General features: G+C 72.1%; 31 protein-coding genes. 18 read left to right on the top strand and 13 right to left on the bottom strand.

What is annotated here, in order from left to right; genetic code table 11:
- Positions 1 to 227 precede the first annotated feature (227 nt).
- The 9 genes from CR470_RS11220 to CR470_RS11180 all read left to right on the top strand — a co-directional run bounded on the left by CR470_RS11220 (position 228) and on the right by CR470_RS11180 (position 4,082).
- Positions 228 to 416 carry a hypothetical protein gene (locus tag CR470_RS11220; RefSeq protein ID WP_143663798.1) on the top strand — a complete coding sequence of 63 codons (189 nt, stop codon included), beginning with the start codon at positions 228 to 230 and terminating at the stop codon, positions 414 to 416.
- On the top strand, positions 413 to 838 hold the full coding sequence (locus CR470_RS11215; RefSeq protein ID WP_097867438.1) for a hypothetical protein: 426 nt from the start codon (positions 413 to 415) through the stop codon (positions 836 to 838). Before CR470_RS11220 ends, CR470_RS11215 begins: the two co-directional genes overlap by 4 nt.
- A 56-nt stretch (positions 839 to 894) precedes the next feature.
- On the top strand, positions 895 to 1,038 hold the full coding sequence (locus CR470_RS39485) for a hypothetical protein (protein ID WP_179892215.1): 144 nt from the start codon (positions 895 to 897) through the stop codon (positions 1,036 to 1,038).
- Between the two features lie 146 nt (positions 1,039 to 1,184).
- Positions 1,185 to 1,538, top strand: coding sequence for a hypothetical protein (locus tag CR470_RS11205; protein ID WP_097867436.1), 354 nt, complete (start codon positions 1,185 to 1,187; stop codon positions 1,536 to 1,538).
- 140 nt (positions 1,539 to 1,678) lie between these two features.
- Positions 1,679 to 1,939 (top strand): hypothetical protein, encoded by a 261-nt coding sequence (locus CR470_RS11200; RefSeq protein ID WP_097867435.1) that lies wholly within the window; start codon positions 1,679 to 1,681, stop codon positions 1,937 to 1,939.
- A 164-nt stretch (positions 1,940 to 2,103) separates the two neighbouring features.
- A complete protein-coding gene (locus CR470_RS11195) occupies positions 2,104 to 2,307 on the top strand; it encodes a hypothetical protein (protein WP_097867434.1) in 204 nt (67 codons plus the stop codon).
- Positions 2,308 to 2,310: 3 nt separating this feature from the next.
- Complete coding sequence (locus CR470_RS11190; RefSeq protein WP_097867433.1) at positions 2,311 to 2,844, top strand: DUF6879 family protein; 534 nt, start codon at positions 2,311 to 2,313, stop codon at positions 2,842 to 2,844.
- Positions 2,841 to 3,683 carry a helix-turn-helix domain-containing protein gene (locus CR470_RS11185; protein WP_097867432.1) on the top strand — a complete coding sequence of 281 codons (843 nt, stop codon included), beginning with the start codon at positions 2,841 to 2,843 and terminating at the stop codon, positions 3,681 to 3,683. Before CR470_RS11190 ends, CR470_RS11185 begins: the two co-directional genes overlap by 4 nt.
- An 87-nt stretch (positions 3,684 to 3,770) precedes the next feature.
- On the top strand, positions 3,771 to 4,082 hold the full coding sequence (locus CR470_RS11180) for a hypothetical protein (RefSeq protein WP_097867431.1): 312 nt from the start codon (positions 3,771 to 3,773) through the stop codon (positions 4,080 to 4,082).
- A 211-nt stretch (positions 4,083 to 4,293) separates the two neighbouring features.
- Here CR470_RS11180 and CR470_RS11175 read toward each other — a convergent pair whose 3' ends face one another.
- The 9 genes from CR470_RS11175 to CR470_RS11135 all read right to left on the bottom strand — a co-directional run bounded on the left by CR470_RS11175 (position 4,294) and on the right by CR470_RS11135 (position 10,365).
- On the bottom strand, positions 4,294 to 6,420 hold the full coding sequence (locus CR470_RS11175; protein ID WP_257138576.1) for an FtsK/SpoIIIE domain-containing protein: 2,127 nt from the start codon (positions 6,418 to 6,420) through the stop codon (positions 4,294 to 4,296).
- A gap of 87 nt (positions 6,421 to 6,507) precedes the next feature.
- Positions 6,508 to 6,831, bottom strand: coding sequence for a hypothetical protein (locus tag CR470_RS11170; protein WP_097867430.1), 324 nt, complete (start codon positions 6,829 to 6,831; stop codon positions 6,508 to 6,510).
- Between the two features lie 15 nt (positions 6,832 to 6,846).
- Entirely contained in the window at positions 6,847 to 7,053 is a 207-nt protein-coding gene (locus CR470_RS11165; protein ID WP_097867429.1) for a hypothetical protein, read from the bottom strand.
- Positions 7,054 to 7,131: 78 nt separating this feature from the next.
- Positions 7,132 to 7,434, bottom strand: coding sequence for a hypothetical protein (locus CR470_RS11160; RefSeq protein ID WP_097867428.1), 303 nt, complete (start codon positions 7,432 to 7,434; stop codon positions 7,132 to 7,134).
- On the bottom strand, positions 7,431 to 8,486 hold the full coding sequence (locus CR470_RS11155) for a DUF2637 domain-containing protein (protein ID WP_257138575.1): 1,056 nt from the start codon (positions 8,484 to 8,486) through the stop codon (positions 7,431 to 7,433). Before CR470_RS11155 ends, CR470_RS11160 begins: the two co-directional genes overlap by 4 nt.
- Positions 8,483 to 8,704, bottom strand: a complete 222-nt coding sequence (locus CR470_RS11150; protein WP_097867427.1) for a hypothetical protein — start codon at positions 8,702 to 8,704, stop codon at positions 8,483 to 8,485. The genes CR470_RS11155 and CR470_RS11150 overlap by 4 nt, the downstream gene beginning before the upstream one ends.
- Positions 8,701 to 9,069, bottom strand: coding sequence for a DUF6907 domain-containing protein (locus CR470_RS11145; protein ID WP_097867426.1), 369 nt, complete (start codon positions 9,067 to 9,069; stop codon positions 8,701 to 8,703). Before CR470_RS11145 ends, CR470_RS11150 begins: the two co-directional genes overlap by 4 nt.
- Positions 9,066 to 9,662: a DUF6907 domain-containing protein gene (locus CR470_RS11140; protein WP_097867425.1), complete on the bottom strand. Its 597-nt coding sequence runs from the start codon at positions 9,660 to 9,662 to the stop codon at positions 9,066 to 9,068. Before CR470_RS11140 ends, CR470_RS11145 begins: the two co-directional genes overlap by 4 nt.
- 382 nt (positions 9,663 to 10,044) lie before the next feature.
- Positions 10,045 to 10,365, bottom strand: coding sequence for a hypothetical protein (locus CR470_RS11135; RefSeq protein WP_097867424.1), 321 nt, complete (start codon positions 10,363 to 10,365; stop codon positions 10,045 to 10,047).
- A gap of 256 nt (positions 10,366 to 10,621) precedes the next feature.
- On the opposite strand from CR470_RS11135, the gene CR470_RS11130 reads away from it, so the two are divergent.
- The 7 genes from CR470_RS11130 (at position 10,622) to CR470_RS11100 (ending at position 18,296) form a co-directional block, all read left to right on the top strand.
- Entirely contained in the window at positions 10,622 to 11,149 is a 528-nt protein-coding gene (locus CR470_RS11130; protein WP_097867423.1) for a toxin-antitoxin system HicB family antitoxin, read from the top strand.
- A 139-nt stretch (positions 11,150 to 11,288) separates the two neighbouring features.
- On the top strand, positions 11,289 to 12,179 hold the full coding sequence (locus CR470_RS11125) for a DUF4097 family beta strand repeat-containing protein (RefSeq protein ID WP_097867422.1): 891 nt from the start codon (positions 11,289 to 11,291) through the stop codon (positions 12,177 to 12,179).
- A gap of 96 nt (positions 12,180 to 12,275) precedes the next feature.
- Complete coding sequence (locus CR470_RS11120) at positions 12,276 to 13,277, top strand: ATP-binding cassette domain-containing protein (protein WP_097867421.1); 1,002 nt, start codon at positions 12,276 to 12,278, stop codon at positions 13,275 to 13,277.
- Complete coding sequence (locus CR470_RS11115) at positions 13,274 to 14,065, top strand: ABC transporter permease (RefSeq protein ID WP_097867420.1); 792 nt, start codon at positions 13,274 to 13,276, stop codon at positions 14,063 to 14,065. Before CR470_RS11120 ends, CR470_RS11115 begins: the two co-directional genes overlap by 4 nt.
- Before the next feature lie 78 nt (positions 14,066 to 14,143).
- Entirely contained in the window at positions 14,144 to 15,382 is a 1,239-nt protein-coding gene (locus CR470_RS11110; protein ID WP_097867419.1) for a cytochrome P450, read from the top strand.
- 313 nt (positions 15,383 to 15,695) lie between these two features.
- Positions 15,696 to 16,610, top strand: a complete 915-nt coding sequence (locus tag CR470_RS11105; protein WP_097867418.1) for an AurF N-oxygenase family protein — start codon at positions 15,696 to 15,698, stop codon at positions 16,608 to 16,610.
- Positions 16,611 to 16,619: 9 nt separating this feature from the next.
- The gene (locus tag CR470_RS11100) at positions 16,620 to 18,296 is read left to right on the top strand and encodes an FAD-dependent oxidoreductase (RefSeq protein ID WP_097867417.1); all 1,677 of its coding nucleotides are present in this window, start codon (positions 16,620 to 16,622) and stop codon (positions 18,294 to 18,296) included.
- 100 nt (positions 18,297 to 18,396) lie between these two features.
- On the opposite strand, the gene CR470_RS11095 is transcribed toward CR470_RS11100, so the two are convergent.
- The gene (locus CR470_RS11095) at positions 18,397 to 19,866 is read right to left on the bottom strand and encodes an MFS transporter (RefSeq protein WP_097867416.1); all 1,470 of its coding nucleotides are present in this window, start codon (positions 19,864 to 19,866) and stop codon (positions 18,397 to 18,399) included.
- A gap of 184 nt (positions 19,867 to 20,050) precedes the next feature.
- Between CR470_RS11095 and CR470_RS11090 the strand changes: the two genes are divergently transcribed.
- Positions 20,051 to 20,497: a MarR family winged helix-turn-helix transcriptional regulator gene (locus CR470_RS11090; RefSeq protein ID WP_097867415.1), complete on the top strand. Its 447-nt coding sequence runs from the start codon at positions 20,051 to 20,053 to the stop codon at positions 20,495 to 20,497.
- 43 nt (positions 20,498 to 20,540) lie between these two features.
- Here CR470_RS11090 and CR470_RS11085 read toward each other — a convergent pair whose 3' ends face one another.
- Positions 20,541 to 21,941 (bottom strand): NAD(P)/FAD-dependent oxidoreductase, encoded by a 1,401-nt coding sequence (locus CR470_RS11085; protein ID WP_097867414.1) that lies wholly within the window; start codon positions 21,939 to 21,941, stop codon positions 20,541 to 20,543.
- A gap of 117 nt (positions 21,942 to 22,058) precedes the next feature.
- Here CR470_RS11085 and CR470_RS11080 point away from each other — a divergent pair, with 117 nt between their 5' ends.
- Positions 22,059 to 22,973: an aminoglycoside phosphotransferase family protein gene (locus CR470_RS11080; RefSeq protein ID WP_097867413.1), complete on the top strand. Its 915-nt coding sequence runs from the start codon at positions 22,059 to 22,061 to the stop codon at positions 22,971 to 22,973.
- Positions 22,974 to 23,122: 149 nt separating this feature from the next.
- Here the strand turns inward: CR470_RS11080 and CR470_RS11075 are convergent, their stop codons facing one another.
- Both CR470_RS11075 and CR470_RS11070 read right to left on the bottom strand, forming a co-directional pair.
- On the bottom strand, positions 23,123 to 24,124 hold the full coding sequence (locus tag CR470_RS11075) for a zinc-binding dehydrogenase (RefSeq protein ID WP_097867412.1): 1,002 nt from the start codon (positions 24,122 to 24,124) through the stop codon (positions 23,123 to 23,125).
- Between the two features lie 65 nt (positions 24,125 to 24,189).
- The coding region (locus CR470_RS11070; protein ID WP_097867411.1) for an FAD-dependent oxidoreductase at positions 24,190 to 25,247 on the bottom strand (1,058 nt) is incomplete at its 5' end.

Here is a 25,247-nt window from a genome sequence, read left to right as displayed (position 1 = left end):
CAACTGACGACACGTCACCGGACGAGGTCACGCCGGTCCTGACCTGCGGATACAAGACCTTCGCCACCTCGTCCCACCTCGTCCCCACCTCGTCCCGGACGACGTCAAACGACCTCGTCCCTCGTCCCCCGTTCTATAGGGGACGAGGACGCGGACGGACGATCACACCCATTGATCGGAGCCTCATGAACCACATCACCCCCGGCCTGCGGCAGGCAGCCCGCGCCATGCACCGACGAGTCATCGAGCTGGAAGAGTCCGTCGTTACCCACACCTACGCAGGAGAGCAGCAGCAGGCCCTGTATGCGGCGCACACTGCGACCTACCTCCGCAGCTTCCTTGCTGAGCTCATCGGCCCCACCTGGCTCGCACAAGTAGTGCACGACTGGCCCCAGAAGACCGGAGGTCAGCTGTGACCGAGTCCACGTCCGCGGTTGAGCAAGCCGTCCAGGCCCGCATCGAAGCCGCCCGCATCCGAATCGCCGCAGCGAAGCGACGCCGCGCCGAACTGTCCGCCGCCCGGCAACGCGGCCTCGCCGCCCGGCACGCCGCCAAGCTCCGCTACTTCGCCGCACGCAACCGCCCCGCCCTACTCGTCGGCGACAACCAGGGAGGTACCGGCCCGGTACACCCTCAGGCCTCGGAGAGTTCCATCCGTGCCGCGGACGAAACGGCGTCCACGGCCACGACCACCGTCGCGATCCCTGACAGAAACCCGAAGGGCACGCACTGGGCGCGCACCGCTGGCGACGCCGTCGGCCCCACGCCCGACCTCGGCGCCGTTCAGCAGCAGTTGGAGCGCATCGCCGACCAGCTCGACAAGGAGGCCCCACGATGAGACCCGCGGCCGTACGCACGCTGATGCACTGCCCCGCCTGCCGCACCATCCGAACCGTGAGGCAAGTCGGCACCGGCACCATCAACAACCGTCGGCACACCATCGTCCAGTGCACCGACACGGCGTGCGAACTCACCTGGGCCAGCCCCTCCACTCCCCGGGGGACGACCACCCGCACGGCACCGGTCAGGCCCGCGTGAGCACGCCTCAGAGACCCCACAAAGCCGCAGGTCAGGCAGCCCGCGCCCCTCCTTTTTTAGAGAGGCGGCTCCCCAGCCCCGCGCCCAGCTTTCTTTAAATCCTCTCCGGCAGATCTAGATGTCACACGAACTGAAAGGGGGTCGTCATGGCGGCCACGATGACCATCTCGTTGAGGGTTCCGCAGGAGATGCGGGATCAGTTGGAGCGGGTGTCAGTCGAGTACCGGACGACGATGTCGGCGGTCGCAGTGTCGGCGATTCGCATGTATCTGGACGGGGCCGAGCCGCCTACGGACGGGCCGTTGGTCCTGGCGGTGGATGCCCTGTTCGCGGAGCAGGACCTGTACACGTCGACGGAGCGGGAGATGGCTTTGGCTCTGGCGCGGACGGGGCAGGCCGGCGGTACGGCAGGGGTCGCGGCGATCAAGGAGCTGCGGGTGTTGCTGGATGCGCTCGGTGTCGAGGACGACGACCTGACCGACCTGCACTTGCCGGGCTGACGGCGGCAACTCGTCTGCTCGGATGCCTGCCGGAGGGTGCGGCTCGGCCGGGGCGGCGCTGAGGTGCCCGGAACGTGATGTGCGCCCCACGGCAACGGCGGTGGGGAACGTGGGAACAACACCAGGAAAGAGAGATCGAGATGACGAAGTTCGTGAAGCGTCCGACGGAGCACGACGGGGATCCGCTGGCGTGGCTCGCGGCGGGGGCTGGCATGGATCTGGACACGGTCCGGTCGCTGGCGAAGGGCGGCAACCTTGCCCCTGCGGTGCTGCGGTACCAGCGGAGGAAGGACGAGGAGCAGCGCGTGGCCGGCGGGAAGTCCGGTCGGCCGGAGCTCGGAACGCAGCTGCTCACCCCGCGGCAGCGGCAGGTTGAGCTGCTGTGGAGGCGCGCAGCCTGAAGCGACAGAGCGGTGCGCCCGGCCCTTGGTGAGCAATGAGGGCCGGGCGCACTTCGCGCAACGGCACAGTTGGCGAGGTGCCGCCGCAATCTCGCGCAACCGGCCCCCATGGCCAGCCCGTCGCCTGCATGCTGGTGCCTCACCTGCGAGAACGGAGCCCTGTTGTGACGCTCAGGTTCATCGGCACCACCTCCGAGGACGGCAACTGCCCGACGCTCTACGAGGTCGTCGAGACCGGTGACATCGTGGTCCAGGGTGACCAGCTCACCAACCCCGAAGACCTTGCCCAGCTCCGCAACGTCGGCGCCAATGAGACGTCCGTCGTCATCCCTCGCGACCTGCTGACCCGCTTCGCCCCCAAGGAGTAACCCGTGCCACTGGTCCCCTTCGAGGAGATCACCCACCTATTCGACGAGTTCGAGCACACGGCGTTCCGCCTGGAGACCCGCCGCGGGTACGCCACAGACCGGGCCGGGGAACGGTTCCAGGCGTTCATGCGCGGCATCGACCCGCAGCCGGCCCCGGGCAGCCCGTGGAACACGAACGTGCGGGAGAAGACGGCACGGGGCGCCCACTTCTCCCGCGTCCGGATCGTCGACGACCCACCCACGGACGGGCAGCGATTCCTCATGGCAGCCGCGTCGAGCAACATTGCGGCCGGCGAGGACATCCGGGTACTCAGCCGGTACGTAGCCGAGTCCGCGGGCCTGCCCGACTACGACTTCTGGCTGTTCGACTCACGTCTCGTCGCCCGGTTCCACATCGACGAGACGGACACCACGGTCGGCGTCGAGGTCACAGAAGATCCGACGGAAGTGCTCGCCGCGTGCCGGGCCAGGGATACCGCCTGGCCGCTCGCTACGCCCTCGGCCACCGTGTGGGCGCAGGTACGTTCGTCGGTGTGAGCACCGACTTCCAGAGCGCGAGGGAGGCCCTCGGCGCGCGGCTGAACGAGCTGCGCACCGGGGCCGGGCTCAACGGCCGCGACTTCGCCCAGCTCCTCGGGTGGCAGCCGTCGAAGGTGTCCCGGCTCCAGAACGGCCGGCAGACCGCCACCCCCGAAGACCTCCAGGCGTGGGCGGCGGCTTGTGGGCGTCCCGACACCGCCGCGGATCTCCTCGGTCGGCTGCGGGTGCTGGAGTCCCGGCAGCGGCACTGGCGTAAGCAGCTCGCTGCGGGCCATTCGCCGGTGCAGGACCGGTACGTCGTCGAGTACCGGCAGACCACGGTCCTCCGCGGCTATGAAGCCACGGTGATCCCCGGACTGTTCCAGACCCCGGACTACGCCAGGCATCTGCTGATGGCGCGCGCCGAACTGTTGCAGACGCCCCGGGATACCGAAGCTGCGGTTGCGTCGAGGATGCGCCGCCAAGAGGTGCTGTACGCGGCGGGGAAGCTGTTCCGGGTCCTGGTGTGGGAAGGGGCTCTGCACGCCCTCGTATGCCCCCGGGAGGTCATGGCCGGGCAGCTGGACAGGCTGGTCGGGCTGATCGGGATGAGTACCGTGGAGTTCGGCATCGTGCCGCTCGGTGCCCCGATGCGCCTGACCCCGAAGCACGGGTTCTGGATCTTCGACGAGTCCCGTGTCGTCGTCGAGACGATCAACACCGAGTTGACGTTCGACACGGCCGACGACCTCGAACTGTACGGGCGGACGTGGGACGGGCTGAACGAGTCGGCTGCCTACGGGGCCAGGGCCCACCGCATCATCGCCCGCGCACGGCACCTGATTGCCCCCTCCTGAGCAATCCGCCCCAACGCTCGTGCGGGGTCACGCAATCTCGCGCAACCACCAGGACCACCACACGCGGCGGCTCCTACGGTCCTGGCCATGACCACACCATCGAGCACAGCAGCGCCCGCGCCGTTCGGCTGGTGCCACTGGCACAAAGGCCCCTCGGGGACCGCCGTCATGGTCGACATCGTCGAGCAGAACTCGGGCCCCGGGGCGGCCCTGTACGCGTGCGCCCCGTGCCGAGAGCAGCGCGGCCTGACCCCGGTTGCCGAGCAGGCCCACGAGGTGGCCTACCGGGCCTACCTGCTGCACACCACGGACTGCGCCGGGTGCAGCCGTCTTGGGCGGTGCGACGTCGGCGGGCGGCTCCGCGACATCTACCAGAAGGCCCTGGACGACGCGCCCTGACCGCATGACGAAGGCCCCCAGACTGCTGCCTGGGGGCCTTCCTTGTGTGGGGGCTCGGTCCCCCTGTACCGGCGTTACCTTGCAGGTCGGGGCCCTCTACCCGCCCCATGACCGGGGTAGAGGGCCCCCGCTACTTCCGGGCCCCGCAGGTGGGCGCCTGGGGGGCGGGGTGAACGCGTGGCTGCAGGGGGTCGGGTACAGGGGGACCCCTCTACCCGAGGAGGATTTCCGGGGGTACGGCGCCTTCGATGTCGCGCCGCTGGTACCCGGCGAGCGTGGTGCCGCTGATCTTCACCTGCTTGCTCGTGCGCTTCACGCCGGCGGTCTCCAGCTCGGCGGCCAGGCGCTCGCCGTTGAAGTCGCCGTACACGTCTTCGTCGAGGTTCACGAGCCCGGCGATCAGGTCGGTGGTGAACATGCGCGGGGAGTGCCGCATCACCTCCAGGACGTCGGAGAGGATCGGGGCGAGCTTGAGCCCGGCCGCGTCGGCGGCCGCGGTGACGTCTCCGGCCGCGTCCCCGGTGAGCTGCCCGGCCGTCTGACGGAGGGCGCGGCCGACCGCGCAGAGCTTCGCGAAGGCGGGCCCGTCGAGGTAGTCGGCGCGCACGGTGACGTAGGACGCGGGCCCGGTGACCAGCACCCCGGTGCCAACGTGGTCCTCGGACAGGACGGATGCGTCGGCGCCTTGGGCGGCCTTGCCCTTCCCGAGGACCATGTCACTGCTGGCCTTGTCGACGACCTGCGTGGAGTACCGCAGCGTGATGATCTCCCGCAGCTTCGTCGGGACGGACTCAGCGTCGGGGCGCTGGCTGGCGAAGTTGGACACGAACCCGGCGGCCGGCCCGCGGCGGGCGATCCGGCACAGATCGTTGATGACCTGCTCCCGGTCCTCCTTCTCCATCGCGGTGAAGTACTCCTGCAGCTCGTCGACCGTCACGAAGATGACCGGCATGTTCTTCAGCCGGACCAGCTCCGGAGTGAGCTTGCCCTCGGGGCAGATGCTGGTGGGGAGCTCCCGCAGGATCGCGAAGCGACGCTCCATCTCCACGAGCAGCTCGGCCAACATCGCCTTGAGCGCCTCGATGGCGTCGTCCTCGGCACCCATGACGAGCCGGTGGGCGACGGCCCGCATCGGCATCCAGTCGGCGCCGCCCTTGCCGTCGGCGACGTAGTGCCGCACGTAGGCGTCCAGCAGCCCGGCCGCGGTCATGAGGCGCTGGGTGAACGTCTTCCCCCGGCGGGGCAGCCCGCCGAAGAACATCGACTGCCACATCACCGGCACCTCGATGCGGTTGCCGCGTGCGTCCTGCCCGAACGGGATCGGGTCCCAGATGGAGAACGTGTGCGCCTTGACCAGCGGCGACGGGTTCGGCGCACCAAGGTAGGGGTCGTCGTCGGCGACCCACATGGACACCCGGCCGGCGTTGCCGCCCTTCGCGGCGCGGACGCGGGACATGATGACCTGGATCTCGTCGACCCCGAGTTCCTGCGCGATGACTTCCCGCTTCGTGAGGACGTCGGACGCGGTCTTGCCCCCACCCCGAGGAAGGTCGAAGATCACCGCCCAGCCGCGGCCGTCACGAACCGGGCCCATCGTGCACGTAACCCGGGGGCCTTCCTCGTCGCCCCGGCCGCTTTTCAGGAGGCCAGCGGCGCGCAGGGCGTCGTTGAGCTGCTGCGCGGACATGTCGACCCGCAGCGGCGGCGCCCCCTGGTCGAGGAGCACGGTGTCCTTGCCCCGGCCGAGATGGGCGAGCGGGGTGACGACAGCTGCCGCTACCCCGGCCTGCACCACCGGGTCGGCGAGCATGATGCCGATGGTGGCGGCGGCGACGGCCGTGGCGGCCGCCCCGAACCGCCACCGGCGGGTACGGGTGCGCTCGGCGTGGGCGAGCTGGAGCCGCAGTGCCAGGTCGACGTCTTCGGGCTTGGCCTTCGACTGGGCGCGGAGCGCTTTCACGGCGGCGCTGTGGTCCTGTGCGGACAGGGTCGGCCACATACCGACGGTGGCCCGGTAGAAGCCACGCGCGGCCAGCAGCAGCGTCTTGACCAGGTACTTCGGGGTCCGGATGCCGTGGTAGCGGGCCTGCCACCAGGTGAGGCGGGCGAACGCGGCGACGTTGGCGCGGATCGAGGCTGCCGACCCGGCCCACACGGGCAGGACGGGGGCGTCGGGCACGGTCAGCCAGTCGGCCAGCGGGTTGTCCGGGCGGTCGACGGCTTCGACGGTGTCGGGCTCGTCGGCCGGGGCCGGCGGCGGGCCGACGAGCTCCGGGGGGATGGGGTGCAGTTTGGTGAGGGTGTGCCCGTTGACTGGGCGGGTGTCGACGTCCGTCATGATGAGGGTCTCCTGCTCTCTGCTGAGTGGCGGGTGGCACGGGGTGGCCGGTTGTCTTGGCGGATTGGCGGCCGCCCCGTGGTGTAGCTACTGCTGCTCGGCCTTGTGCACGGCCCGCTCGGAGCGCTTGAGCTGCTGCTCGGCGTCCCGCAGGGCCTGCCGGGCGGCGGCCTTGCCCTCGCGGGACGCGGTGCGCACGGCGGCCTTGGCGGTGGCGACGGCCTGCCGGTCCGTCTCCCGCACGGTGTGCAGGGCGTTCAGCTCCCGCTGCCCGCGCTCGGCAGCGGCCTGGTCGATGCGCTCGATCTTCTGCCGGATCGCGGGGTCAACGCAGTCGGCGAGGGCCTGGCGGAAGCCCTTCCGGAACAGCTTTCCGCGTTCGCGGTTCTCGGCTCGGGTGTAGGAGTACATGGGTGTCCTTCCTGGTCAGGCGTTGTCGGTGGTGAGGGCGGCGGCGGCCTTGGCGATCTGGGCGTAGGCGGTGGCGAGGTTGCCGTACATCGCGATCCGCGCGTGGTTCTCCTTGTCGCTGCCGAACGGACGGGTGACGTATCGGTCGGCCCGGTCGGCGTGCTCGACGGCCTTGGCCAGGGCGTGGGTGCCGATCTCCTGCGGGGTCTGCTGGTCGCTCATGGTGGGGCCTTCCGTAGTGGATACCGGACTGTCCGGCTCCCCTCACCGCCCGTCTCACCCGGGCGGATCGGGCAGCTGTCAGCCGCTCTTACGGACGTCCTGCCACACGGACCGCAGGACGAGAACGCAGATGGTCAGGGCCACCGCGCTGATCGCGACGGCGACGGCGGACAGGGCGAACGCGATCAGGAAGACGGACCCGCCCATCCCGATGCCGATCCACTTCGCCGCGGACCCCGTCGGGCGCACCGCCGGCGGCGCCGGGGGCTGCTGCGGCTGGGCGAGCTGCTGCGCCTGGAGCACGGCGAGGATCAGTGCGACCTGCTCGCTGTTCGCCTGCGCGTCGACCGCGTCCCGGGCGGCCTTCTCAAGGTCGCTCATGACGCACCCCCGGCGGTCTGGAGTTCCTGCCGGCGGGCGGAGACCCATCCGATAGACCAGCCGGTCTCGTCGGCGAGCTGCCGCACGGTCACCCCCGCGTTGGCGTTCACGGCCGCGGTGATGTGTTCACGGGCTGCCTGCTCGTCGAGCTTGGCGGGGGGTGTGTTCACGGCGGGGGCCGTCTTGTTCATGGCGGGGGTGGGGGTGTTCACGGGTGCCTGCTCCCGCTGTTCACGGGCCGCGCGGCGCTCGGCCGCGGCACGGTCGCGGGCGGCCTGCTCGGCACGCTCACGCTCGGCGCGTTCACGGGCCACCCGGTCGCGTTCAGCCCGCTCGCGGTCGGCTCGGGCCTGCTCCGCTGCCCGTACCTCCCGACGCTCCTCTGCCTCTCGCTCGGCCTGCTCGCGGGCCACAGCGGCGGCGTGCTCCCGCGCCTCCCGTGCCTGCCGCTCCTCGCGCTCGGCCCGCTCACGCTCAAGGCGTTCGGCCCGCTCTGCCCGCTCGCGTTCATCGGCCCGACGCTGCTGCTCGCGCTGTTCACGCTCGGTTCGCTGCTGCTGTTCACGAGCAGCAGCGACCTGTTCACGCTCGGCCTGCTCGGCGGCCCGTGAACGCTCGATCTCGTCGAGCGCCCGGCCGATCGCGGCTCGGTATGAACGCGCGGCCTCCGCCGTGACGATGAGCAGCAGCGGCGCGACCGCGTGAACAGCGACCCCGGTCGCGTCGCCCTTGAGCGCGCTGTCCCCGATGTTCAACAGCAAGGTCATCAGACCGGTGAGCCACCGGAGCGCGGCCGGCCACCGACCCCCGGTCGTGCGGAGCCGGTCCACGGTGGCGTCCAGCCGGACCACGATGACGACCGCCGCGTCGACAACGAGCGGCAGGATCGGGGCCGTCCATCCCCACCCGTCCGGGGTGACCCGTTCGACGAGCGGCGTGACGGTGAAGACCGAGAACAGCACGGCGCCCGCGGTGATCGCCCACGTGCCAGCGGACAGGGCACGCTCGGCGGACTTGATCTGTCCGGGAGTCAGGGGGTCGATGCGGCTCATCGGCCGGCCTCCTCGTCGAGGGCGGCGAGCAGCTGCCTCAGACGCATCTCCAGGCCGGTAGCAGCGAGGATCATGGCCTGGCGGTCGTGGATGTTCGCGGCGGCCTGCTTTTCGAGTTCCTCGCGCGCGGTCTTCAGGATCTGCTGAAGAGGCGGCGTCCACGGGGTCTGGTCGACGGCCGGGTCGAACAGTGCGGTGTACGAGGTGGTGTCGCTCATCGGCCTGCCTCCTGGGTGCGCAGGACGGACAGTTGCCGGGCCAGGTGCCGCAGCGTCCCGGCGTAGTCGACGAGGAGCGCGGCCAGCTCGTCCAGCTCGCCCGGGGTGAGGGTGCTCGCCAGGTAGCCCATGGCGACGTACACCCCGGTGTTCCGGTCGGCGGCCGTCGCGAACGGGTCCTGGACGAGCTCGGCGGTGGCAACCTCGTGCCCGTAGAACTCGGCGCGGTGCTGCGGCCCGCGGTGCCCGGTGTCCCGCAGAGCCTCCGGCTCCTGGTCGTGGCTGTCGACGCACCAGGACGGTTCGGGCATCGTGACGGGCCCGTGGTCGGTGGTGTGCACCGTCACGGTGCGGTCGGCGCTCACAGGGCGGCCGCCGTACGGATCGCAGCCATCTTGGCGCGCACCGCACGCAGCCGGTCCAGATGTACGGCCATGTCCTCGATCAGCTCGTCGACCTGGTCGAGGTTGAGCTCGGGCCAGTCCCCGTTGCCGACGAACGCCAACTCGACGGGCCCGTCTCCGAGCTGGGAGAGCTGGAAGGCCATGACGTCGGCGCCGTAGGCCCCGTGCATGGCGATCTGGGGGCCGCGGTGGACGTGCTCGCGCGGGTCGGCGTGACTGTCCGGGTCGGCGGTGCACCACAGCCGCCCGTCGGGGCACAGGTCGTGCGCGACGCTGCGGAGCCCGTCGGCGACGTGGGCGACGAACACGGCCCGGTCCATCTTCGCGGCCGTCTCCGGCATCTCGGCCGCGATCCGGTCGGCGACCTGCTCGGCCAGCAGCTCGTACGACGGGGCCGCGGCGATGATCTCGATGACGGGGTTGCCCTCGGCGTCGCACGGCTCACCGGCGTCGAACGCCGCCCGGAGAACGGACTCCAGCGGGTCGACAGCGGGCACCGGCCGAGAGGGGCGCTGCTGCGGCATGGCGGACAGGGTGGGTACGGTGTTGCGCATGGTTCGGTCCCTTCATACAGGGGCGATACCTAGGCCCTGGGCAGCGCGGGAACGCTGTACCGGGGCCGCCTCACGTTCTGAGGTGGCGCGATGCAGTTTAGAGGCAATCGCGTCTATCTTGCAACACTCTGGCGGGGTGGCAGTACGCATGACGTACACACGAGAGTCAGAGACCAGCCGATACCAGTGGACACGGGAACAGGTGAAACCCGCAGGTCAGAGCTTCACGCCGGGGTGCTTGCAGGTTGGCCTGTCGCCTTGAGAGACCTTGTAATGCGTAGGTCGTCGGTTCGAATCCGACAGGGGGCTCTGCGTGAAGCCCGGGTCAGATCTCCTTCTGACCCGGGCTTCTTCCGTTCCTCCGCCCTTCCCGTGGGTGTGTTCAGGCGCGGCTCGGGGTGCCGATGGTCAGTTCCACCTCGTCTTCCTTCCGTGTGAACTCCTTGACGGTCCACGTGCTGTCGTCGATGGGGGTGCCGGCCGCGGTGGTGTAGGGGGCGACCGTGAGGGACGGGCCTGTCGGGGGCTCGGTGCGGAGCTCTGCCGCGGTGGCCGTTCCGTCGGAGAAGCGCAGGTGTACGTCGGTCGGCGCCGGGTTCGCGGCGAACGCCGCCGGGTCGGGCAGGCCCTGGAGGCGGCAGCGCGCGCCCGGGAACAGGTGGGTGTGCGTGCAGAGGGCCAGGTAGGCCTTGGGGTGGGACATGCGGGGCCTCCGGGTGGTTCTGGGTGGGTGGGTGTGCCGGGCCGTGCGTGGTGCGGTTGGTGTCTGCCGTCAGTACAGCCAGGTGATGCCAGATGGTGCCAGGTGGCGTTGCTGTGGTGCCATGCCTGGTGTTTCAGGGTGCCCATGTGGTGCCGTCGCGGCTTTGCTGGTTGTGATGTTGCAGGTCAGGGGCCTCTTTGTGCGGGGTGCGCCAATGTGGCTCGACGTGGTGCCATGTGTGTGCCATGATGGCGTCATGGACCTCACCCCCTACGTCGACAATCTCCGGCGGGAACTCGCCGTCGCCGCGGATGCCAGCGGCGACGAAGCCCGCGCCCTGGCCGAGCGGCTCAGTGCTCCCCTGGAGTCCGCCGTCCGGCTGACCCTGCTCAACGTGCTCTCCGCGGCCATGGGCGACGTCACCCGGGAGCTGGCTCCCGGGTCGGTCGACGTACGGCTGCGCGGGCTCGATCCCGAGTTCGTGGTGACGCCGCCTCCGGTGCCCGAGCCGGTGCGGGAGGAGCCGGAGGCGGTCGTGGCTCCCGTCGTGGCCGCGTCTCCGGCCGGGGAGGCCGACGACGGCACCATGGTGCGGATCAACCTCCGTCTCCCCGCCCACCTCAAGGGCCGCGCCGAGAGCGCCGCGGCCGCGGAGGGGTTGTCGGTCAACGCCTGGCTCGTGCGGGCCGTGTCCGTCTCCCTCGACGGCGGGGGGCGCGCGGGCGCGCCGGGCCGGGGCAAGGAACCCGGCGGTCGCGGCGGCTTCACCGGCTGGGTCCGCTAGGCCCGTAGGCCCGGTGGGTCCGCCAGGCCCGTAGACCCGCTCAGTTTGTTGTAGCCGGCACCACTTCACCGGCGGATCGCCGATCCGGCCGACGTCACTGATCACTCATCACTCACCGAGCCAAGAGGACGGGACAGCCATGCCTTCTTTCGATACTCCCGAGCCGATCTCCGCCGTCATCGAGCTGGACGCCGGCACGGCCCGCATCACCGCCGGCAAGCGCACCGACACGGTCGTGGAGGTGCTGCCGGGCAACGGGTCCGACGAGGACGACGTGCGTGCCGTGCAGCAGACCCAGGTCTCCTGCTCGGGTGGCCGTCTCACCGTCAAGACCCCCAAGAAGCGCACCTTGTTCGGCAAGCCGGGCGCCGTCGTGGTGAGCGTCGAACTGCCCGCGGGGTCCGATGTGCGCGGCGCCTCCGCGTTGGGCGGCTTCTTCTGTGAAGGGCCTCTCGGCGAGGTGCAGCTCAGGACCTCGCTCGGCGACCTCCAGGTGGACGAGGCGGCCCGTGCCGAGCTCAGGACCGACCACGGCGACATCCGGCTGGCCCGTTCCGCCGGGGACGCCGAGGTCATCGGCTCGGGCCGGGTCGAGGTCGGCGCCGTCGGCGGGGCGGCAGTCGTCAAGAACGGCAACGGCGCGACCGGGATCGAGGAGGTGGGCGGGGAGCTGAAGGTCAACGCGGCCAACGGCGACATCTCCGTGGGCGTCGCGCACGGCAGCGTCGTCGCCAAGTCCGCCAACGGGCGGATCGAGATCGGTGTCGCCCACGCCGGGGTCGACGCGACCTCCTCCAACGGCCGCATCCGTGTCGGGGACGTGACCCGCGGCCGCATCGCCCTGCGTACCTCCGTCGGCGACCTCGAGGTGGGCATCCATGAGGGCACCGCCGCCTGGCTCGACCTGCACCCCAAGTTCGGCACCGTACGCAACTCGCTCGGCACCGCCGCCGGGCCCGAGGAATCCGACGAGACCGTCGAGGTGCACGCCCGGAGCGGGGCCGGCGACATCATCGTCCGCCGTGCCTGATCTCCGCCGGGTCCGCCGCCGGTCGTGCCTGATCTCCGTCGCCCCCGTCTCCCGTTCTGCCCACGCCCGAATCACCGCTCGCGAAAGGGAACCAGCATGACTGTCACCCGGGTCTCCGCGCCGCTTGCCGCCCAGGCCGCGGCGCAGGCGATCACCGCCACCGGACTGCGCAAGTCCTACGGCGACAAGCTCGTGCTCGACGGCATCGACCTGTCGGTGCCCGAGGGCACCGTCTTCTCCCTGCTCGGCCCCAACGGCGCGGGCAAGACCACCGCTGTCAAGATCCTCTCCACCCTCGTCACCGCCGACGCCGGCGAACTGAGCGTCGGCGGCCATGATCCGGCCGTCGACCCGCAGGCCGTGCGCGCCGCGATCGGCGTCACGGGGCAGTTCTCCGCCGTCGACGGACTGATCACCGGCGAGGAGAACATGCTGCTGATGGCCGACCTGCATCACCTGTCCAGGCGTGAGGGGCGGCGGGTCGCCGCCGAACTGCTGGAGCGCTTCGACCTGGTGGAGGCGGCGAGGAAGCCCGCCGCGGGCTACTCCGGCGGTATGAAGCGGCGTCTCGACATCGCGATGACGCTCGTCGGCTCCCCGCGGATCATCTTCCTCGACGAGCCGACCACCGGCCTCGACCCGCGTTCCCGCCACACGATGTGGGGGATCATCCGCGAGCTGGTCTCCGGTGGCGTCACCGTCTTCCTCACCACGCAGTACCTGGAGGAGGCCGACGAGCTGGCCGACCGTATCGCCGTCCTCAACGACGGGAGGATCGCCGCCGAGGGCACCGCCGAGGAGCTCAAGCGGATCGTCCCCGGCGGCCACGTCAGGCTCCGCTTCACCGACCCGGGCGCCTACCGGTCCGCGGCCTCCGCGCTGCGCGAGGTCACCCGCGACGAGGAGACGCTGTCGCTCCAGATCCCCAGCGACGGCAGCCAGCGCGAACTGCGCTCCATCCTCGACTGGCTGGACTCGGCCGGCATCGAGGCCGACGAGCTGACCGTGCACACCCCCGACCTCGACGACGTGTTCTTCGCCCTTACCGGCTCCGGTGCGCCGGCCCGGAACAACCAGCCGAAGGAGGCTGTCCGATGAGCTCCCTCTCCCTCGCCGTCCGCGACTCGAACACCATGCTGCGCCGCAATCTGCTGCACGCCCGGCGCTACCCCTCGCTCACCCTGAACCTGCTCCTCACGCCTGTCATGCTCCTGCTGCTTTTCGTCTACATCTTCGGCGACGTGATGAGCGCGGGCATCGGCGGTGGAGGGGGCGGCCGTTCCGCGTACATCGCCTACATCGTCCCGGGCATCCTGCTGTTGACCGTCGGGTCCACCGTGGTCGGGACCGCGGTGTCCGTCTCCACGGACATGTCCGAGGGCATCATCGCCCGCTTCCGCACCATGGCGATCCATCGCGGTTCCGTGATCGTCGGGCACGTCGTCGGCAGCGTGCTGCAGAGCGTGCTGAGCGTGGTCCTGGTGGGCGCCGTCGCCGTGGCCATCGGCTTCAGGTCCACGGACGCCACGGTCCTGGAGTGGCTGGCGGCGTTCGGGCTGCTCGTGCTCTTCGCCACCGCCCTCACCTGGGTCGCGGTCGGCATGGGCCTGATCAGCCCGAACGCCGAGGCCGCCAGCAACAACGCCCTGCCGATGGTCCTGCTCCCGCTGCTGTCCAGCGCCTTCATCCCGGTGGAGACGATGCCGGGCTGGTTCCGGCCGATCGCCGAGTACCAGCCCTTCACCCCGGCCATCGAGACGCTGCGCGGCCTGCTGCTCGGCAGCGAGATCGGTCACAACGGCTGGCTGGCCGTCGGCTGGAGCATCGGGCTCGTGGTGCTCGGCTACTTCTGGGCGACCTCGAAGTTCGGCCAGGACCCCCGGTGACTTCGTTCCACCCCCGGGGACCTCGTTCCCGGTGAGTTCATCTCCGTTGCCTCGATCCCATGACCAGGGGAGAACCCGATGGCGTACGACCCGGACACCGACCCCGCGACCGCCGACGAGCCGCCCGTCCTGCCCACCGACCGGCACACCGGCTGCCCCTTCGATCCGCCCGCCGGACTCACCGCGCTGAGCGACCGGCCGGTCCGCCGCCTGCGCTACGCCGACGGGCACGTGGGCCGGCTGGTCACCGGGCACGCGGCGGCCCGCGCGGTGCTGGCCGATCCGCGCTTCAGCTCCCGGTACGAGCTCCTGCACCTGCCGATGCCGATGGAAGGCGCGCCGGGAGAGCTGCCGCCGGCGCCCGTCGGGGACATCATCGGCCTCGACGCCCCGGAGCACACCCGCTACCGCCGACTGCTCGCCGGCCGGTTCACCGTGCGCCGGATGCGTCAACTGACCAGTCGTATCCAGCGGTTCACCGCCGACTGCCTGGACGCCATGGAGCAGGCCGGGCCCACGGCCGACCTGGTCGAGGCCTTCGCGCGGCCCGTGCCCACACTGGTGATCTGCGAGCTGCTCGGCGTGCCCTACGCCGACCGGGGGCGCTTTCTGGGGCTGGTCGAGGTCATCTTCGACCACGCGGTCGAAGCAGGGGCCAGGGACGAGGCCTACGCGGGGCTGCTCCGGTACGTCGGTGAACTCGTCCTCGCCAAGCGGGCCGAGCCCACCGACGACCTGCTCAGCGACCTCGCCGCACCCGGTCCCGCCCCCGGCCTCACCGACGAGGAACTGGCCGGGATCGGCGGGCTGCTCCTCGCCGCCGGGCTCGACACCACCGCGAACACGCTCGGCCTCGGTGTCTTCGCCCTGCTGGTCAACCCCGGTCAGCTGGAGGCCCTGCGGGCCGACCCGGATCTCGCCGGGCCGGCCGCGGAGGAACTGCTGCGCTACCTCAGCGTGGCCGACCCGCTGCTGCGGTCCGCGCTGGAGGACGTCGAGGTGGCGGGCGAGCTGATCGGGGCGGGGGAGACGGTGACCGTCTCCGTACAGGCGGCCAACCGTGACCCGCTCAGGTTCCCCGAGCCCGACCGGCTCGACATCCACCGCCGGGCCACCGGGCATCTCTCCTTCGGCCACGGCCCCCACCAGTGCCTCGGCCAGCAGCTCGCCCGGGTCGAGATGACCGTCGCGCTCCCGGCGCTCCTCGCCCGCTTTCCCGGACTGCGCCTCGCGGTACCGCCGGGGGAAGTGCCGCTGCGCGAACGCTCCAGCATCTACGGAGTGGTCTCCCTGCCGGTCGCCTGGGGGGAGGAATAGCGCCGAACGGCCCGCCGGGCGAGGAGATGTGGTGTGCGTCCGTGCCGATTTCTACCGAGGGGTAGGCGACCCGGGATCCTTGTTATACCTTGCGTCTAACAAGGATCCCGGGTCGGCCGGTGTCCGGTCCGGCGCGGGCCGTCGCCCCCGGCCCCGGAGATCCCGTACAGCACACGGCACACAGCACGACCCCGACCCCGTACAACGCGAGCCGATTCCGTACCGCGCGAGTCGATTCCGTACACGGCGGTCGGCCGACGTACGTACCTCACCACGATCGAGGATCACCGCACTCGACCCAAGGAGCCGCAGCATGGCCGGCAGCACCGTTCCGTCGAAGGTCCAGGAAAGTCCCGAGGGCGACGACGTCGCGCGGCGGTTGCTCGACTCGGCCGCGCAGCTGGCGTACGACCCGGCCGCCGAGGTCGACTGGGAGACGCCGCTGGACAAGGAGTTCCACGGCGCGAGCCCGGAGTGGTGCAGTCTCTACGGGACCGCGTACTGGGGCGAGTTGACCGAGGGGCAGCGCAAGGAGCTCACCCGGCAGGAGGCGGCCTCGGTCGCCAGCACCGGGATCTGGTTCGAGATGATCCTCCAGCAGATGGTGCTGCGCGACATCTACATGAAGAACCCGGCGGGCGCGGAGTTCCAGTGGGCGCTCACCGAGATAGCCGAGGAGTGCCGCCACTCGATCATGTTCGCGCGCGGCGCGCAGAAGCTCGGTGCGCCCCATTACCGGCCCCGCCGCGCGGTGATGGAGCTGGGCAGGGCCTTCAAGACGCTGGCGTTCGGCGAGGCGGCGTACGCGGCGATCCTGGTCGCGGAGGAGGTGCTCGACGTGATGCAGCGGGACTGGATGCGCGACGAGCGGGTCGTGCCGTTCGTCCGCACCATCAACAACATCCATGTGGTCGAGGAGTCCCGGCACATGAAGTTCGCCCGGGACGAGACGCTCAAGCGCCTGGAGGGCGCCGGGTGGGCGCGGCGGCAGATCAACGCCTTCGTCGTCGCCGTCGCCTCGTACTTCATCGTGACCAGCATGGTGAACCCGGAGGTCTACGGGAAGGCCGGGCTGGACAAGAAGCGGGCACTGGCCGCCGCCCGGCGCAACGAGCACCACAAGTCGATGATGCGGTCCAGCTGTTCGGGGCTGATGGACTTCCTGGCCTCCGCCCGCCTCCTCACCAAGCCCGCCCTCGCGTTCTACAAGCGCGCGAACCTGATCTGAGCCGGGGCCATGACCTACGCCATCACCCAGACCTGCTGCAACGACGCCACCTGTGTGGCCGTCTGCCCGGTCAACTGCATCCACCCGACGCCGGAGGAACGCGCCTTCGGCAGCACGGAGATGCTCCACATCGACCCCCGGGCGTGCATCGACTGCGGGGCCTGCGCGGACGCCTGCCCGGTGGACGCGATCTTCCCGGTGGACGTGTTGTCTGCCGGGCAGCGGGAGTACGCGGACATCAACGCCGCCTACTACGAGGGGGAGGAGGCCCCGTCCGCGGGGGCCGGTGCCGACGGGCCCAACTTCCATGTCTGGGGCGAGCCGGTCTTCGGGCGCAGCCTGCCGTCCGACTTCGGGCCGCTGCGGGTGGCCGTCGTCGGCACCGGGCCCGCCGGGATGTACGCGGCGCAGGACCTGCTGCTGCACACCGCCGCCGAGGTGACCCTGATCGACCGGCTGCCGGTGGCCGGTGGGCTCGTCCGGTACGGCGTGGCGCCCGACCACCCCGCGACGAAGAAGGTCGGCGACACCTTCTCCCGCTTCCACTCCCACCCCCGGGTCCGGATGCACCTGGGCATCGAGGTGGGCCGGGACGTCACCGCGGAGGAACTGGCCGCCCACCACGACGCGGTGATCTACGCGGTCGGCGCCTCGGCGGACCGGCGGCTGGGCATCCCGGGCGAGGACAGCCCCGGGTGTCTGTCGGCGACCTCGTTCGTCGCCTGGTACAACGCCCACCCGGAGGCCGTCGCGCAGGGCGTCGACCTGTCCGCCGAGCGGGTCGTCGTGGTGGGCAACGGCAACGTGGCCCTCGACGTCGCCCGGATCCTGGTCGCCGACCCGGAGGCGCTCGCGGGCACCGACATCGCCGCCCACGCGCTGGAGGCCCTGCGGGCGAGCCGGGTCCGCGAGGTGGTGGTGCTGGGGCGGCGGGGGCCCGAGGACGCCGCGTACACCCGCTCCGAACTGCTCGCGCTGAAGCATCTGCCGGGCGTGGAGCTGGTCGTGGACGACCACGACCCGCGTGCGGGGGCGGCGATCGACACGGCCGGGGCGGGCGACCGGGCCGGGGTGCTCCGGGGGCTCGCCCGGGTGCGGACGGACGCCGCGTCCCCCGGGCCCGGTCGAGGGGCGGACCGGCGCATCGTGCTCCGCTTCCACTCCGAGCCGGTGGAGATCCTGGGCGACGCGGGCGCGCGCACCGTACGGGTCACCGACGGCGGCGGCGAGGGCGCGGCTGATCTGGCCGCCGGAATGCTGCTGCGGGCCATCGGATACCGGGGGCTGCCGGTCCCCGGGCTGCCGTTCGACGAGGCCTCGGGCACCGTCCCGCACGAGGGCGGCCGGGTCGCCGGGCTGCCCGGCGGCTATGTGGTCGGCTGGATCAAGCGGGGGCCCTCCGGCGGGATCGGCGCCAACCGCACCTGCGCGGCCGAGACGGTCGGCACACTCCTGGCCGACGCGGTCGCCGGGACGCTGCCCGCCCCGACGGGCGACGCCAAGGCGTTCCGGCGTCTGGCCCGGCGGCGCAACCGCCGGGTCGTGGACGCCCGGGGCCTGGCCGCGATCGACCGTGCCGAACGGGACCGGGGGCGGCGCGACGGGCGGCCCCGGGTGAAGCTCGCCACCGTCGAGGAGCTGGTCGCGACGGCGAGAGCCGGGCGCCTGCTGCGACTGACGCGCTGACCCGTCGCCGTGAACGCGGCGCCGGTCACCGTACGAAGTCCGGCCCGGGGCCCGGCGGTTCAGCCGTCGGACCCCGGGCCGCGCTCCGTGCGGGCAACGGTCAGGCCGTGGACTCCGAGGCCTCCGGCACCCCTGCGGGACCGTTCGCCGCGGCCGGCCGCGGCGGCCCGGTCGCCGGGCGTACGGGGATGAGCGCGGCGACGACCGCCGCCGCGAGGCCCACCCCGCAGCCGATGAGCATCGCGACGCGGAAGCCGTTCTGCGAGGCCAGCGGGAAGCCGCCGAAGTCCGTGGTCATCCGGGCCAGGACCACGCCGATGACCGCCGCCGCGAAGGACGTGCCGATCGAGCGCATCAGGGCGTTGAAGCTGTTCGCCGACGCGGTCTCGGACCGGGGCACCGCGCTCATGACGAGCGCGGGCATCGCCCCGTAGGCGAAGCCGACGCCGGAGTTGCAGACGAGGGTGACGATCAGCAGGCTCCACGGGGAGTCCGCGCCGATCAGCGGGACGGACAGGCCGTAGCCGGCGGCGATGAGGAGGCTGCCGACGGCCAGGGTGACCTTCGGGCCCTTGGCGGCGGACAGCTTCGCGCCGACCGGGGACATCGCCATCATCATCAGGCCCGCCGGGGCCATCCACAGGCCCATCGCCAGCATCGACTGGCCCAGGCCGTAGCCGGTGGCCTCGGGCAGCTGGAGCAGCTGGGGCACGACGAGGGACTGCGCGTACATCGCGAAGCCGACCAGGATCGAGGCCGTGTTCGTCATCAGGACCTGGGGGCGGGCGGTGACGCGCAGGTCGACCAGGGGTTCGCTGAGGCGCAGTTCCCACCAGCCCCAGGCGGGCAGCAGCACCAGCACGGCGGCGAAGAGGGTGAGCGTGGTGGCGCTGCCCCAGCCCCAGTCGGCGCCCTTGGAGACGGCGAGCAGCAGACAGATCAGGGCGGCGCCGAGGCCGACGGCCCCGAGCAGGTCGAAGCTGGCGGACCTGGTGGCCGGGCGGTCCCCGGGGACCAGGGCCAGGATGAGCGCGCCGACCGCCAGGGCCAGCACGGCGACCACCCAGAACAGCGCCCGCCAGCTGGTGTTCTCCGCGACGGCGGCGGCGAACGGCAGGCCCAGCGCGCCGCCCACGCCCATCGAGGCGCTCATGATCGCGATGGACGGGCCGAGCTTCTCGGCCGGCACCACGTCACGCAGCAGGCTGATGCCCAGCGGGACCACGCCCATGCCCAGGCCCTGGAGACCGCGCCCGGCGATCATCGGGACCACCGACGAGGACAGGGCGCAGACCACCGAGCCGAGGACCAGCGGGACGAGCGAGACGAGCAGCATGCGCCGCTTGCCGTACATGTCGCCGAGCCGGCCGGCGACGGGCGTGGCCACGGCGGCGGCCAGCAGGGTGGCGGTGATCACCCAGGAGGCGTTCGACGCGGAGGTGTCGAACATCTTCGGCAGCTCCGCGATCAGCGGCACCACCAGGGTCTGGGTGAGTGCCGCCACGATGCCGGCGAAGGCCAGGATGCCGACCACGCCTCCCGGGCGGGATGCGGGGGGTGAACTCTCCACGGGTGCTGCTCTCCCTTGTGCCCTTCCGGGCCTGTCGTTCGTTCGGGTCGTTCGTTCTCGGGCCGCGTTCTCGGGCCGCGCTCCCGGTGTTCGACTATGCAAGATACACGGATTGTGCATCATGCATAGCATGTGCATCATGCACATCTATCGTGAGAGACCTGTTCGACGAAGGAAGCAGCGCGTGGACAAGCACATCGACCGGATCGAACGCGAGACGATGCTGCTCGGCCGGTACATGCACATGGTCACCCCGCGCGTGGACTGGCAGCTCGACCGATCCGCCTACATCCTGCTCAGCCGGATCCAGGTGGAGGGGCCCATGTCCATCGGCCAGCTCGGCGACGCCTTCCGTCTGGACGCCTCCACGCTCAACCGGCAGACCGCCGCGATGCTGCGGGCCGGGGTCGTCGAGCGCATCCCGGACCCCGACGGCGGCATCGCCCGCAAGTTCGCCATCACCGAGGAGGGCGAACGCCGCCTCGACAACGACCGGAGCCGGAATCTGGCGGGCCTCGCGAAGGTCCTCACGGACTGGCCCCCCGAGGAGGCCCAGCAACTCGCCGACTCCCTCAGTCGCCTGAACCTCTCCATCGAGCGTCTCGACGGGCGGCCCTGGCCGCGCGACTGAAGCGCGGCCAGGGGCTGGGGGCCGAAGGCCGGGTGCCGGTGGCTCAGTGACGGCCCGCGATGCGGTCCGCCACCCTGGCGACGGGGTCCGTGCCGGGGCGCGGCGAGGTGCTCTCGCGGCGGTCGGCGGCGCGGTAGGCCGCGTACATGCCGTGGACGCCGAGCCAGCGGAAGGGCTCCGGCTCCCAGCGGCGGACCTTGTGGTTCACCCACGGCAGGGTGGTCAGATCCGTCGGGCCCGCCTGCCCGGAGTCCTGCTGGATCAGGTCGCGCAGGGTGCGGGCGGCGAGGTTGGCGGTGGCGACGCCGGAGCCGACGTAACCGCCCGCCCAGCCCAGCCCCGTGGAGCGGTCCAGGGTGACCGTGGCGCACCAGTCGCGCGGGACGCCGAGGACGCCGGACCAGGCGTGGTCGACGTGGACGCCCGCCGTGGTGGGGAAGAGCCGGACCATCAGGTCGCGCAGGGCGGCCACGGTGGCGGGCCGGGTGCGGCCGTCGTTGTCGGTGGCCGAGCCGAAGCGGTACGGGTGGCCGCGCCCGCCGAGCGCGATGCGGTCGTCCGCGGTGCGCTGGGCGTAGAAGTAGGCGTGGGCCATGTCGCCGAGGGTCTCGCGGCCCTCCCACCCGATCGTGTCCCAGATCCGGGCGGGCAGCGGCTCGGTGACGATCATGGAGGAGTTCATCGGGAGCCAGGTGCGCTTCTGCCCCTTGAGGCTCGCGGTGAAGCCCTCGGTGCAGCGCAGGACGTACGGAGCGCGGACCGTGCCGTAGGGCGTCACGGCGTGCTTGGGCTTGATCTCGGTGACCGGCGTCGACTCGTGGAGGGTCACGCCGAGCGCCTCCACCACGTCCGCGAGGCCCTTGACCAGCTTGGCCGGGTGCAGCCGGGCGCCGTGCGGGGTCCAGGTCGAGCCGACGGCCCCGGTCACATGGACGCGCTCGGCGGTCTCGCGGGCGCCGCGCAGGACCCGGTCACTCTCCCCGAAGGCGATCTCGACGCTGTGGAAGTCCTTGAGACGGGCGAGCTGGGAGGGGGTGTGGGCCACCTCCAGGACGCCGCCCTGGTGGATGTCGGCGTCGATCTTCTCCTCGGCGGCGGTCCTCACGACCTCGCCGACGGTGTCGTTCATCGCCTTCTGGAGCCGTACGGCGGCGTCGTGGCCGTGCAGCTTGGCGTACCGGTCGCGGCCCGCGATGCCGTTGTACAGCCAGCCGCCGTTACGGCCGGAGGCCCCGTAGCCGCAGAACTTGGCTTCCAGGACGGTGATGTTGAGGAAGGGGACGGCCTTCTTCAGGTAGTACGCCGTCCAGAGCCCGGTGTAGCCGCCGCCGACGATGCAGACGTCGACGCTCGTGTCGCCGGGGAGGGGTTCGCGCGGGGCGGGGGTGCCCTCCCGCGCGTACCAGAACGATATGCCGCCGACGACGGTACTGACGGTGCTCATGATGCCCCTGGTGTCCCTGCCCGGTCCGGTGAGATGCCGAGCGTACGTGTGGCGGGACGTTACTGCGCGCGGGGTTGTTCCGTCTTGGCCCGATGGGTCACGTCTTAGGATCGGCGGGTGATCGACCTCCATGTCCCCGACGAACTGATCGCCTCTCAGGACCGCTGGAACGGAGCGGCCGGCCGGGCTTTCGTCGCCGCCCTGCCCGGCCTCGCGGAGCGGTGTCTGGAGCGGTGGGGACTGCGGCCGGACGGCCCGTCGATGTACGGGGTGTGCGCGCTGGTCCTGCCGGTGGTGCGCAAGGCGGACGGGCGGCCCGCCGCGCTGAAGCTCCGGTCGGTGGACGAGGAGACGGCGGACGAACCGGTCGCGCTGCGGGCGTGGACCGCCGCGGGGGCCGGGGCGGTGGAGCTGCTCGGCCATGACCCGGAGACCGGTGCGATGCTGCTGGAACGGCTCGACGAGCGGCGGCCGTTGTCCGGCGAGGCCGATGTGCGGGAGGCGGTGACGGCTCTCGGCGCGGTGCTGGCCCGGCTGGTGGCGGTACCCGCGCCGGAGGGGCTGCGCACGCTGGGCGATGTGGCGGAGCGGATGCTCGCGGAGGTGCCGGAGAGGGTGGGCCTGCTGGCCGACGCCGCGGACCGGAGGCTGATCGCGGACTGCGCGGCGGCGGTTCGGGAGGTCGTGGCGGAGCCGGGGGACCGGCTGCTGCACTGGGACCTGCACTACGACAACATCCTGGCCGGGCGCGCGGACGCGGGGCGGGCCGGGGAGTGGGTGGCGCTCGACCCGAAACCGCTCGCGGGGGACCCGGGCTTCGAGCTGTTCCCGGCGCTGGACAACCTCTTCGACGCGGACGAGGTGCTGTGGCGGTTCGACGCGCTGACGGAGGCGCTGGGCCTGGAGCGGGAGCGGGCGCGGGCCTGGACGCTGGGGCGGGTGCTCCAGAACGGGCTGTGGGCGGCGGAGAGTGGGGAGGGCCGGATCTCCCCCGACCACGCGGAGATCGCGCGGCGGTTGCTGGGGAGGTGAGCGCGGGCGGGGGCCGGTACCGGGGTCGGGTTCGGCGGCCGGGGGCCGGGGGAGAGCATGGTGCGGCCCGGGCCGCACCGGACGGGGCCCTGGTCCGTCCGGTGGGAGGGGTCAGGGCTCGTCCGGGGCCGACGGGGCACAGGTCCTGACTACGGCTCCAGGACCACCTTGCCCATCGTGCCCCGGGTCTCCAGCGCGCGGTGCGCGGCGGCGGCCTCGGCGAGCGGGAAGCGCTGAACGGCGGGCCGCAGCCGGCCGGCCGCCGCCTCGGCCAGGGCACGGGTCTCCAGCGCGCGCAGACCGCCGCCCTTCTCGGTCATCCGAGGCCCGAGGACGGACCCGGACGTGATGGCGCGTTCCGCCAGCTCCTCGGCGGTGAAGGTGAGCGGGCCCCCGCCGAGGAGCCCCTCGCCCGACCAGCCGTAGACCACGTGCCGCCCGCCGGGGCCGAGGAGGTCCACGGCGGCGCGGGCGGTGGTCCCGCCGACGGCGTCGTAGACGACGGTGGCCCGCAGCCCCGCCGCGTCGAGGTGTTCACGGGCCGGGCGCGGCCAGTCGGGGCGGGTGTAGTCGAGGGCCAGGTCGGCGCCTTCGGCCTGAGACCTGGCCACCTTCGCCGGGCCTCCGGCCAGGGCGATCACGGTGGCCCCCGCGTTCTTCGCGTACTGGACGAGAAGGGTGCCGATCCCGCCCGCCGCCGCGGTGACGACGACCACGGAATCCGGGCCGAGCGGGGTGAACCCGAGGATGCCGAGGGCGGTGCGGCCGGTGCCGATCATGGCGACGGCCCCGGCGGCGTCGAGCCCCTCGGGGATCTCGTGGAGCCGGTCGGCCTCGGTGACGGTGAGCTCGGCGTACCCGCCGGGCGCCATGCCGATGTGGGCGACGACGCGCTTGCCGAGCCAGGCCGCGTCGGCGCCCTCGCCCACCGACTCGACGGTTCCGGCGACCTCCCGCCCGGGGACGGTGGGGAGGCCGACGGGCTCCGGATAGGGGCCGCGCTCCCCTTCCCGCAGAACGGTGTCCAGGAGGTGCACCCCGGCCGCGGCCACGGCGATACGGACCTGGCCGGGACCGGGGACGGGGTCCTCGGTCCTCTCGTACACGAGGTTCTCGGCGGGGCCGAAGGCGTGAAGGCGTACGGCGTGCATGACGGGCTCCCTGGGGTCGCGCGGCGGGCTGTGCCCGCCGCGGGCTGTGCCCCCACTCTCGTACCTCAAGTTTGCTTGAGGTCAACCCCGTTCGGCCCGCTCCCGGGCCCCGTCCGGGAGCGCGGGCCGGCGGCCTTCACGGCGAGCAGTGCGGCCTCGAGGCCGCTGGTGAAGGAGACCTCGCTGAGGAGCCCCGGGGTGGCGACCTGGTCGCCCGCCAGGAAGATGCCGTCGCCCCGGACGACGGAGGGCCGGTCCCGCCAGGTGGTGCCGGGTCGGTCGACGGCTCCGGTGCGGCCGTCGGCGAGTGCCTCGACGCGCCAGGTGGTGCGCTCGCGCCAGCCCGGGAAGCCGAGGTCGAGGAGTTCCCCGGCCCGCGCGGTCCCTTCCGCCCTGCGCCCGTCGGGGCCGATCGGGAACTGGCCCTGGAGCAGTTGTTCGCCGGCCGGGGCGAGGCCGGGATCCTGGGCGGTGAACCGCTCCAGCCAGCCGGGCGCGTCCAGGTCCGACACGGCGAACGCGTCGCCGCGCCGGGTGCGCACCGCCAGGTCCAGCAGGACGGTGCGGCCGCTCTCCCAGGTGAGGGACGCGTCGTCGAGGAGGACGCGGGCGGAGTCGAGGGAGGTGGCGACGACGACCGGTCCGGTACGGGCCAGCTCGCCGAGCGTCCGGGTGTCGACGCGGGCCGCGGTCTCGATGCCGACCCCGAGGCCCCGGGCGTGGCCGGCCAGCCGCTCGACGAGCGGCGCCCAGCCGCCCACCGGGTAGTGGGCCTCGGGCGGGAAGGAGGCCAGGCGGTGCAGGCGCTCCTGGACGAACCGGGCGGAGAGCGACCCGGGGTCGTGGTGGAACAGCGCGGTGGCGGCGAAGTTCGCGGCGGCGCGGGCGCCCTCCTCGCCGACCTGTCCGGTGGCCCACTCCAGGAAGGCGTCGTCCACCGGGGCGGTGCGGGGGGCCCGGCGGGCGAGCCGCAGCAGGGCCACGGGCGGGGTCCGGCGGGCCGCTCCCGCACGGCGAAAACGGATGCGGAGGCCTTCGAGGGGCGGTACGGAGGCGACGGCGCCGAGAAGGCCGCGCCGGGCCAGCCAGGTCCAGTGCGGCCCGCGCCGGTACAGGGCGTGCG

Origin of the sequence: Streptomyces sp. rh34 (genome assembly GCF_002551245.1) — a bacterium.
Classification (GTDB): Bacteria; Actinomycetota; Actinomycetes; order Streptomycetales; family Streptomycetaceae; genus Streptomyces.
This window is presented reverse-complemented; position numbering and strand designations above follow the sequence as displayed.

Coding starts and splice junctions, on each gene's coding strand:
- CR470_RS11165 (WP_097867429.1), bottom strand. CDS start 7,053: ATGAGCGACCAGCAGACCCCGCAGGAGATCGGCACCCACGCCCTGGCC.
- CR470_RS11100 (WP_097867417.1), top strand. CDS start 16,620: ATGACCTACGCCATCACCCAGACCTGCTGCAACGACGCCACCTGTGTG.
- CR470_RS11110 (WP_097867419.1), top strand. CDS start 14,144: ATGGCGTACGACCCGGACACCGACCCCGCGACCGCCGACGAGCCGCCC.
- CR470_RS11125 (WP_097867422.1), top strand. CDS start 11,289: ATGCCTTCTTTCGATACTCCCGAGCCGATCTCCGCCGTCATCGAGCTG.
- CR470_RS11175 (WP_257138576.1), bottom strand. CDS start 6,420: ATGACGGACGTCGACACCCGCCCAGTCAACGGGCACACCCTCACCAAA.
- CR470_RS11115 (WP_097867420.1), top strand. CDS start 13,274: ATGAGCTCCCTCTCCCTCGCCGTCCGCGACTCGAACACCATGCTGCGC.
- CR470_RS11200 (WP_097867435.1), top strand. CDS start 1,679: ATGACGAAGTTCGTGAAGCGTCCGACGGAGCACGACGGGGATCCGCTG.
- CR470_RS11155 (WP_257138575.1), bottom strand. CDS start 8,486: ATGAGCCGCATCGACCCCCTGACTCCCGGACAGATCAAGTCCGCCGAG.
- CR470_RS11140 (WP_097867425.1), bottom strand. CDS start 9,662: ATGCGCAACACCGTACCCACCCTGTCCGCCATGCCGCAGCAGCGCCCC.
- CR470_RS11130 (WP_097867423.1), top strand. CDS start 10,622: ATGGACCTCACCCCCTACGTCGACAATCTCCGGCGGGAACTCGCCGTC.
- CR470_RS11135 (WP_097867424.1), bottom strand. CDS start 10,365: ATGTCCCACCCCAAGGCCTACCTGGCCCTCTGCACGCACACCCACCTG.
- CR470_RS11085 (WP_097867414.1), bottom strand. CDS start 21,941: ATGAGCACCGTCAGTACCGTCGTCGGCGGCATATCGTTCTGGTACGCG.
- CR470_RS11180 (WP_097867431.1), top strand. CDS start 3,771: ATGACCACACCATCGAGCACAGCAGCGCCCGCGCCGTTCGGCTGGTGC.
- CR470_RS11105 (WP_097867418.1), top strand. CDS start 15,696: ATGGCCGGCAGCACCGTTCCGTCGAAGGTCCAGGAAAGTCCCGAGGGC.
- CR470_RS11075 (WP_097867412.1), bottom strand. CDS start 24,124: ATGCACGCCGTACGCCTTCACGCCTTCGGCCCCGCCGAGAACCTCGTG.
- CR470_RS11170 (WP_097867430.1), bottom strand. CDS start 6,831: ATGTACTCCTACACCCGAGCCGAGAACCGCGAACGCGGAAAGCTGTTC.
- CR470_RS11205 (WP_097867436.1), top strand. CDS start 1,185: ATGGCGGCCACGATGACCATCTCGTTGAGGGTTCCGCAGGAGATGCGG.
- CR470_RS11120 (WP_097867421.1), top strand. CDS start 12,276: ATGACTGTCACCCGGGTCTCCGCGCCGCTTGCCGCCCAGGCCGCGGCG.
- CR470_RS11160 (WP_097867428.1), bottom strand. CDS start 7,434: ATGAGCGACCTTGAGAAGGCCGCCCGGGACGCGGTCGACGCGCAGGCG.
- CR470_RS11220 (WP_143663798.1), top strand. CDS start 228: ATGCACCGACGAGTCATCGAGCTGGAAGAGTCCGTCGTTACCCACACC.
- CR470_RS11150 (WP_097867427.1), bottom strand. CDS start 8,704: ATGAGCGACACCACCTCGTACACCGCACTGTTCGACCCGGCCGTCGAC.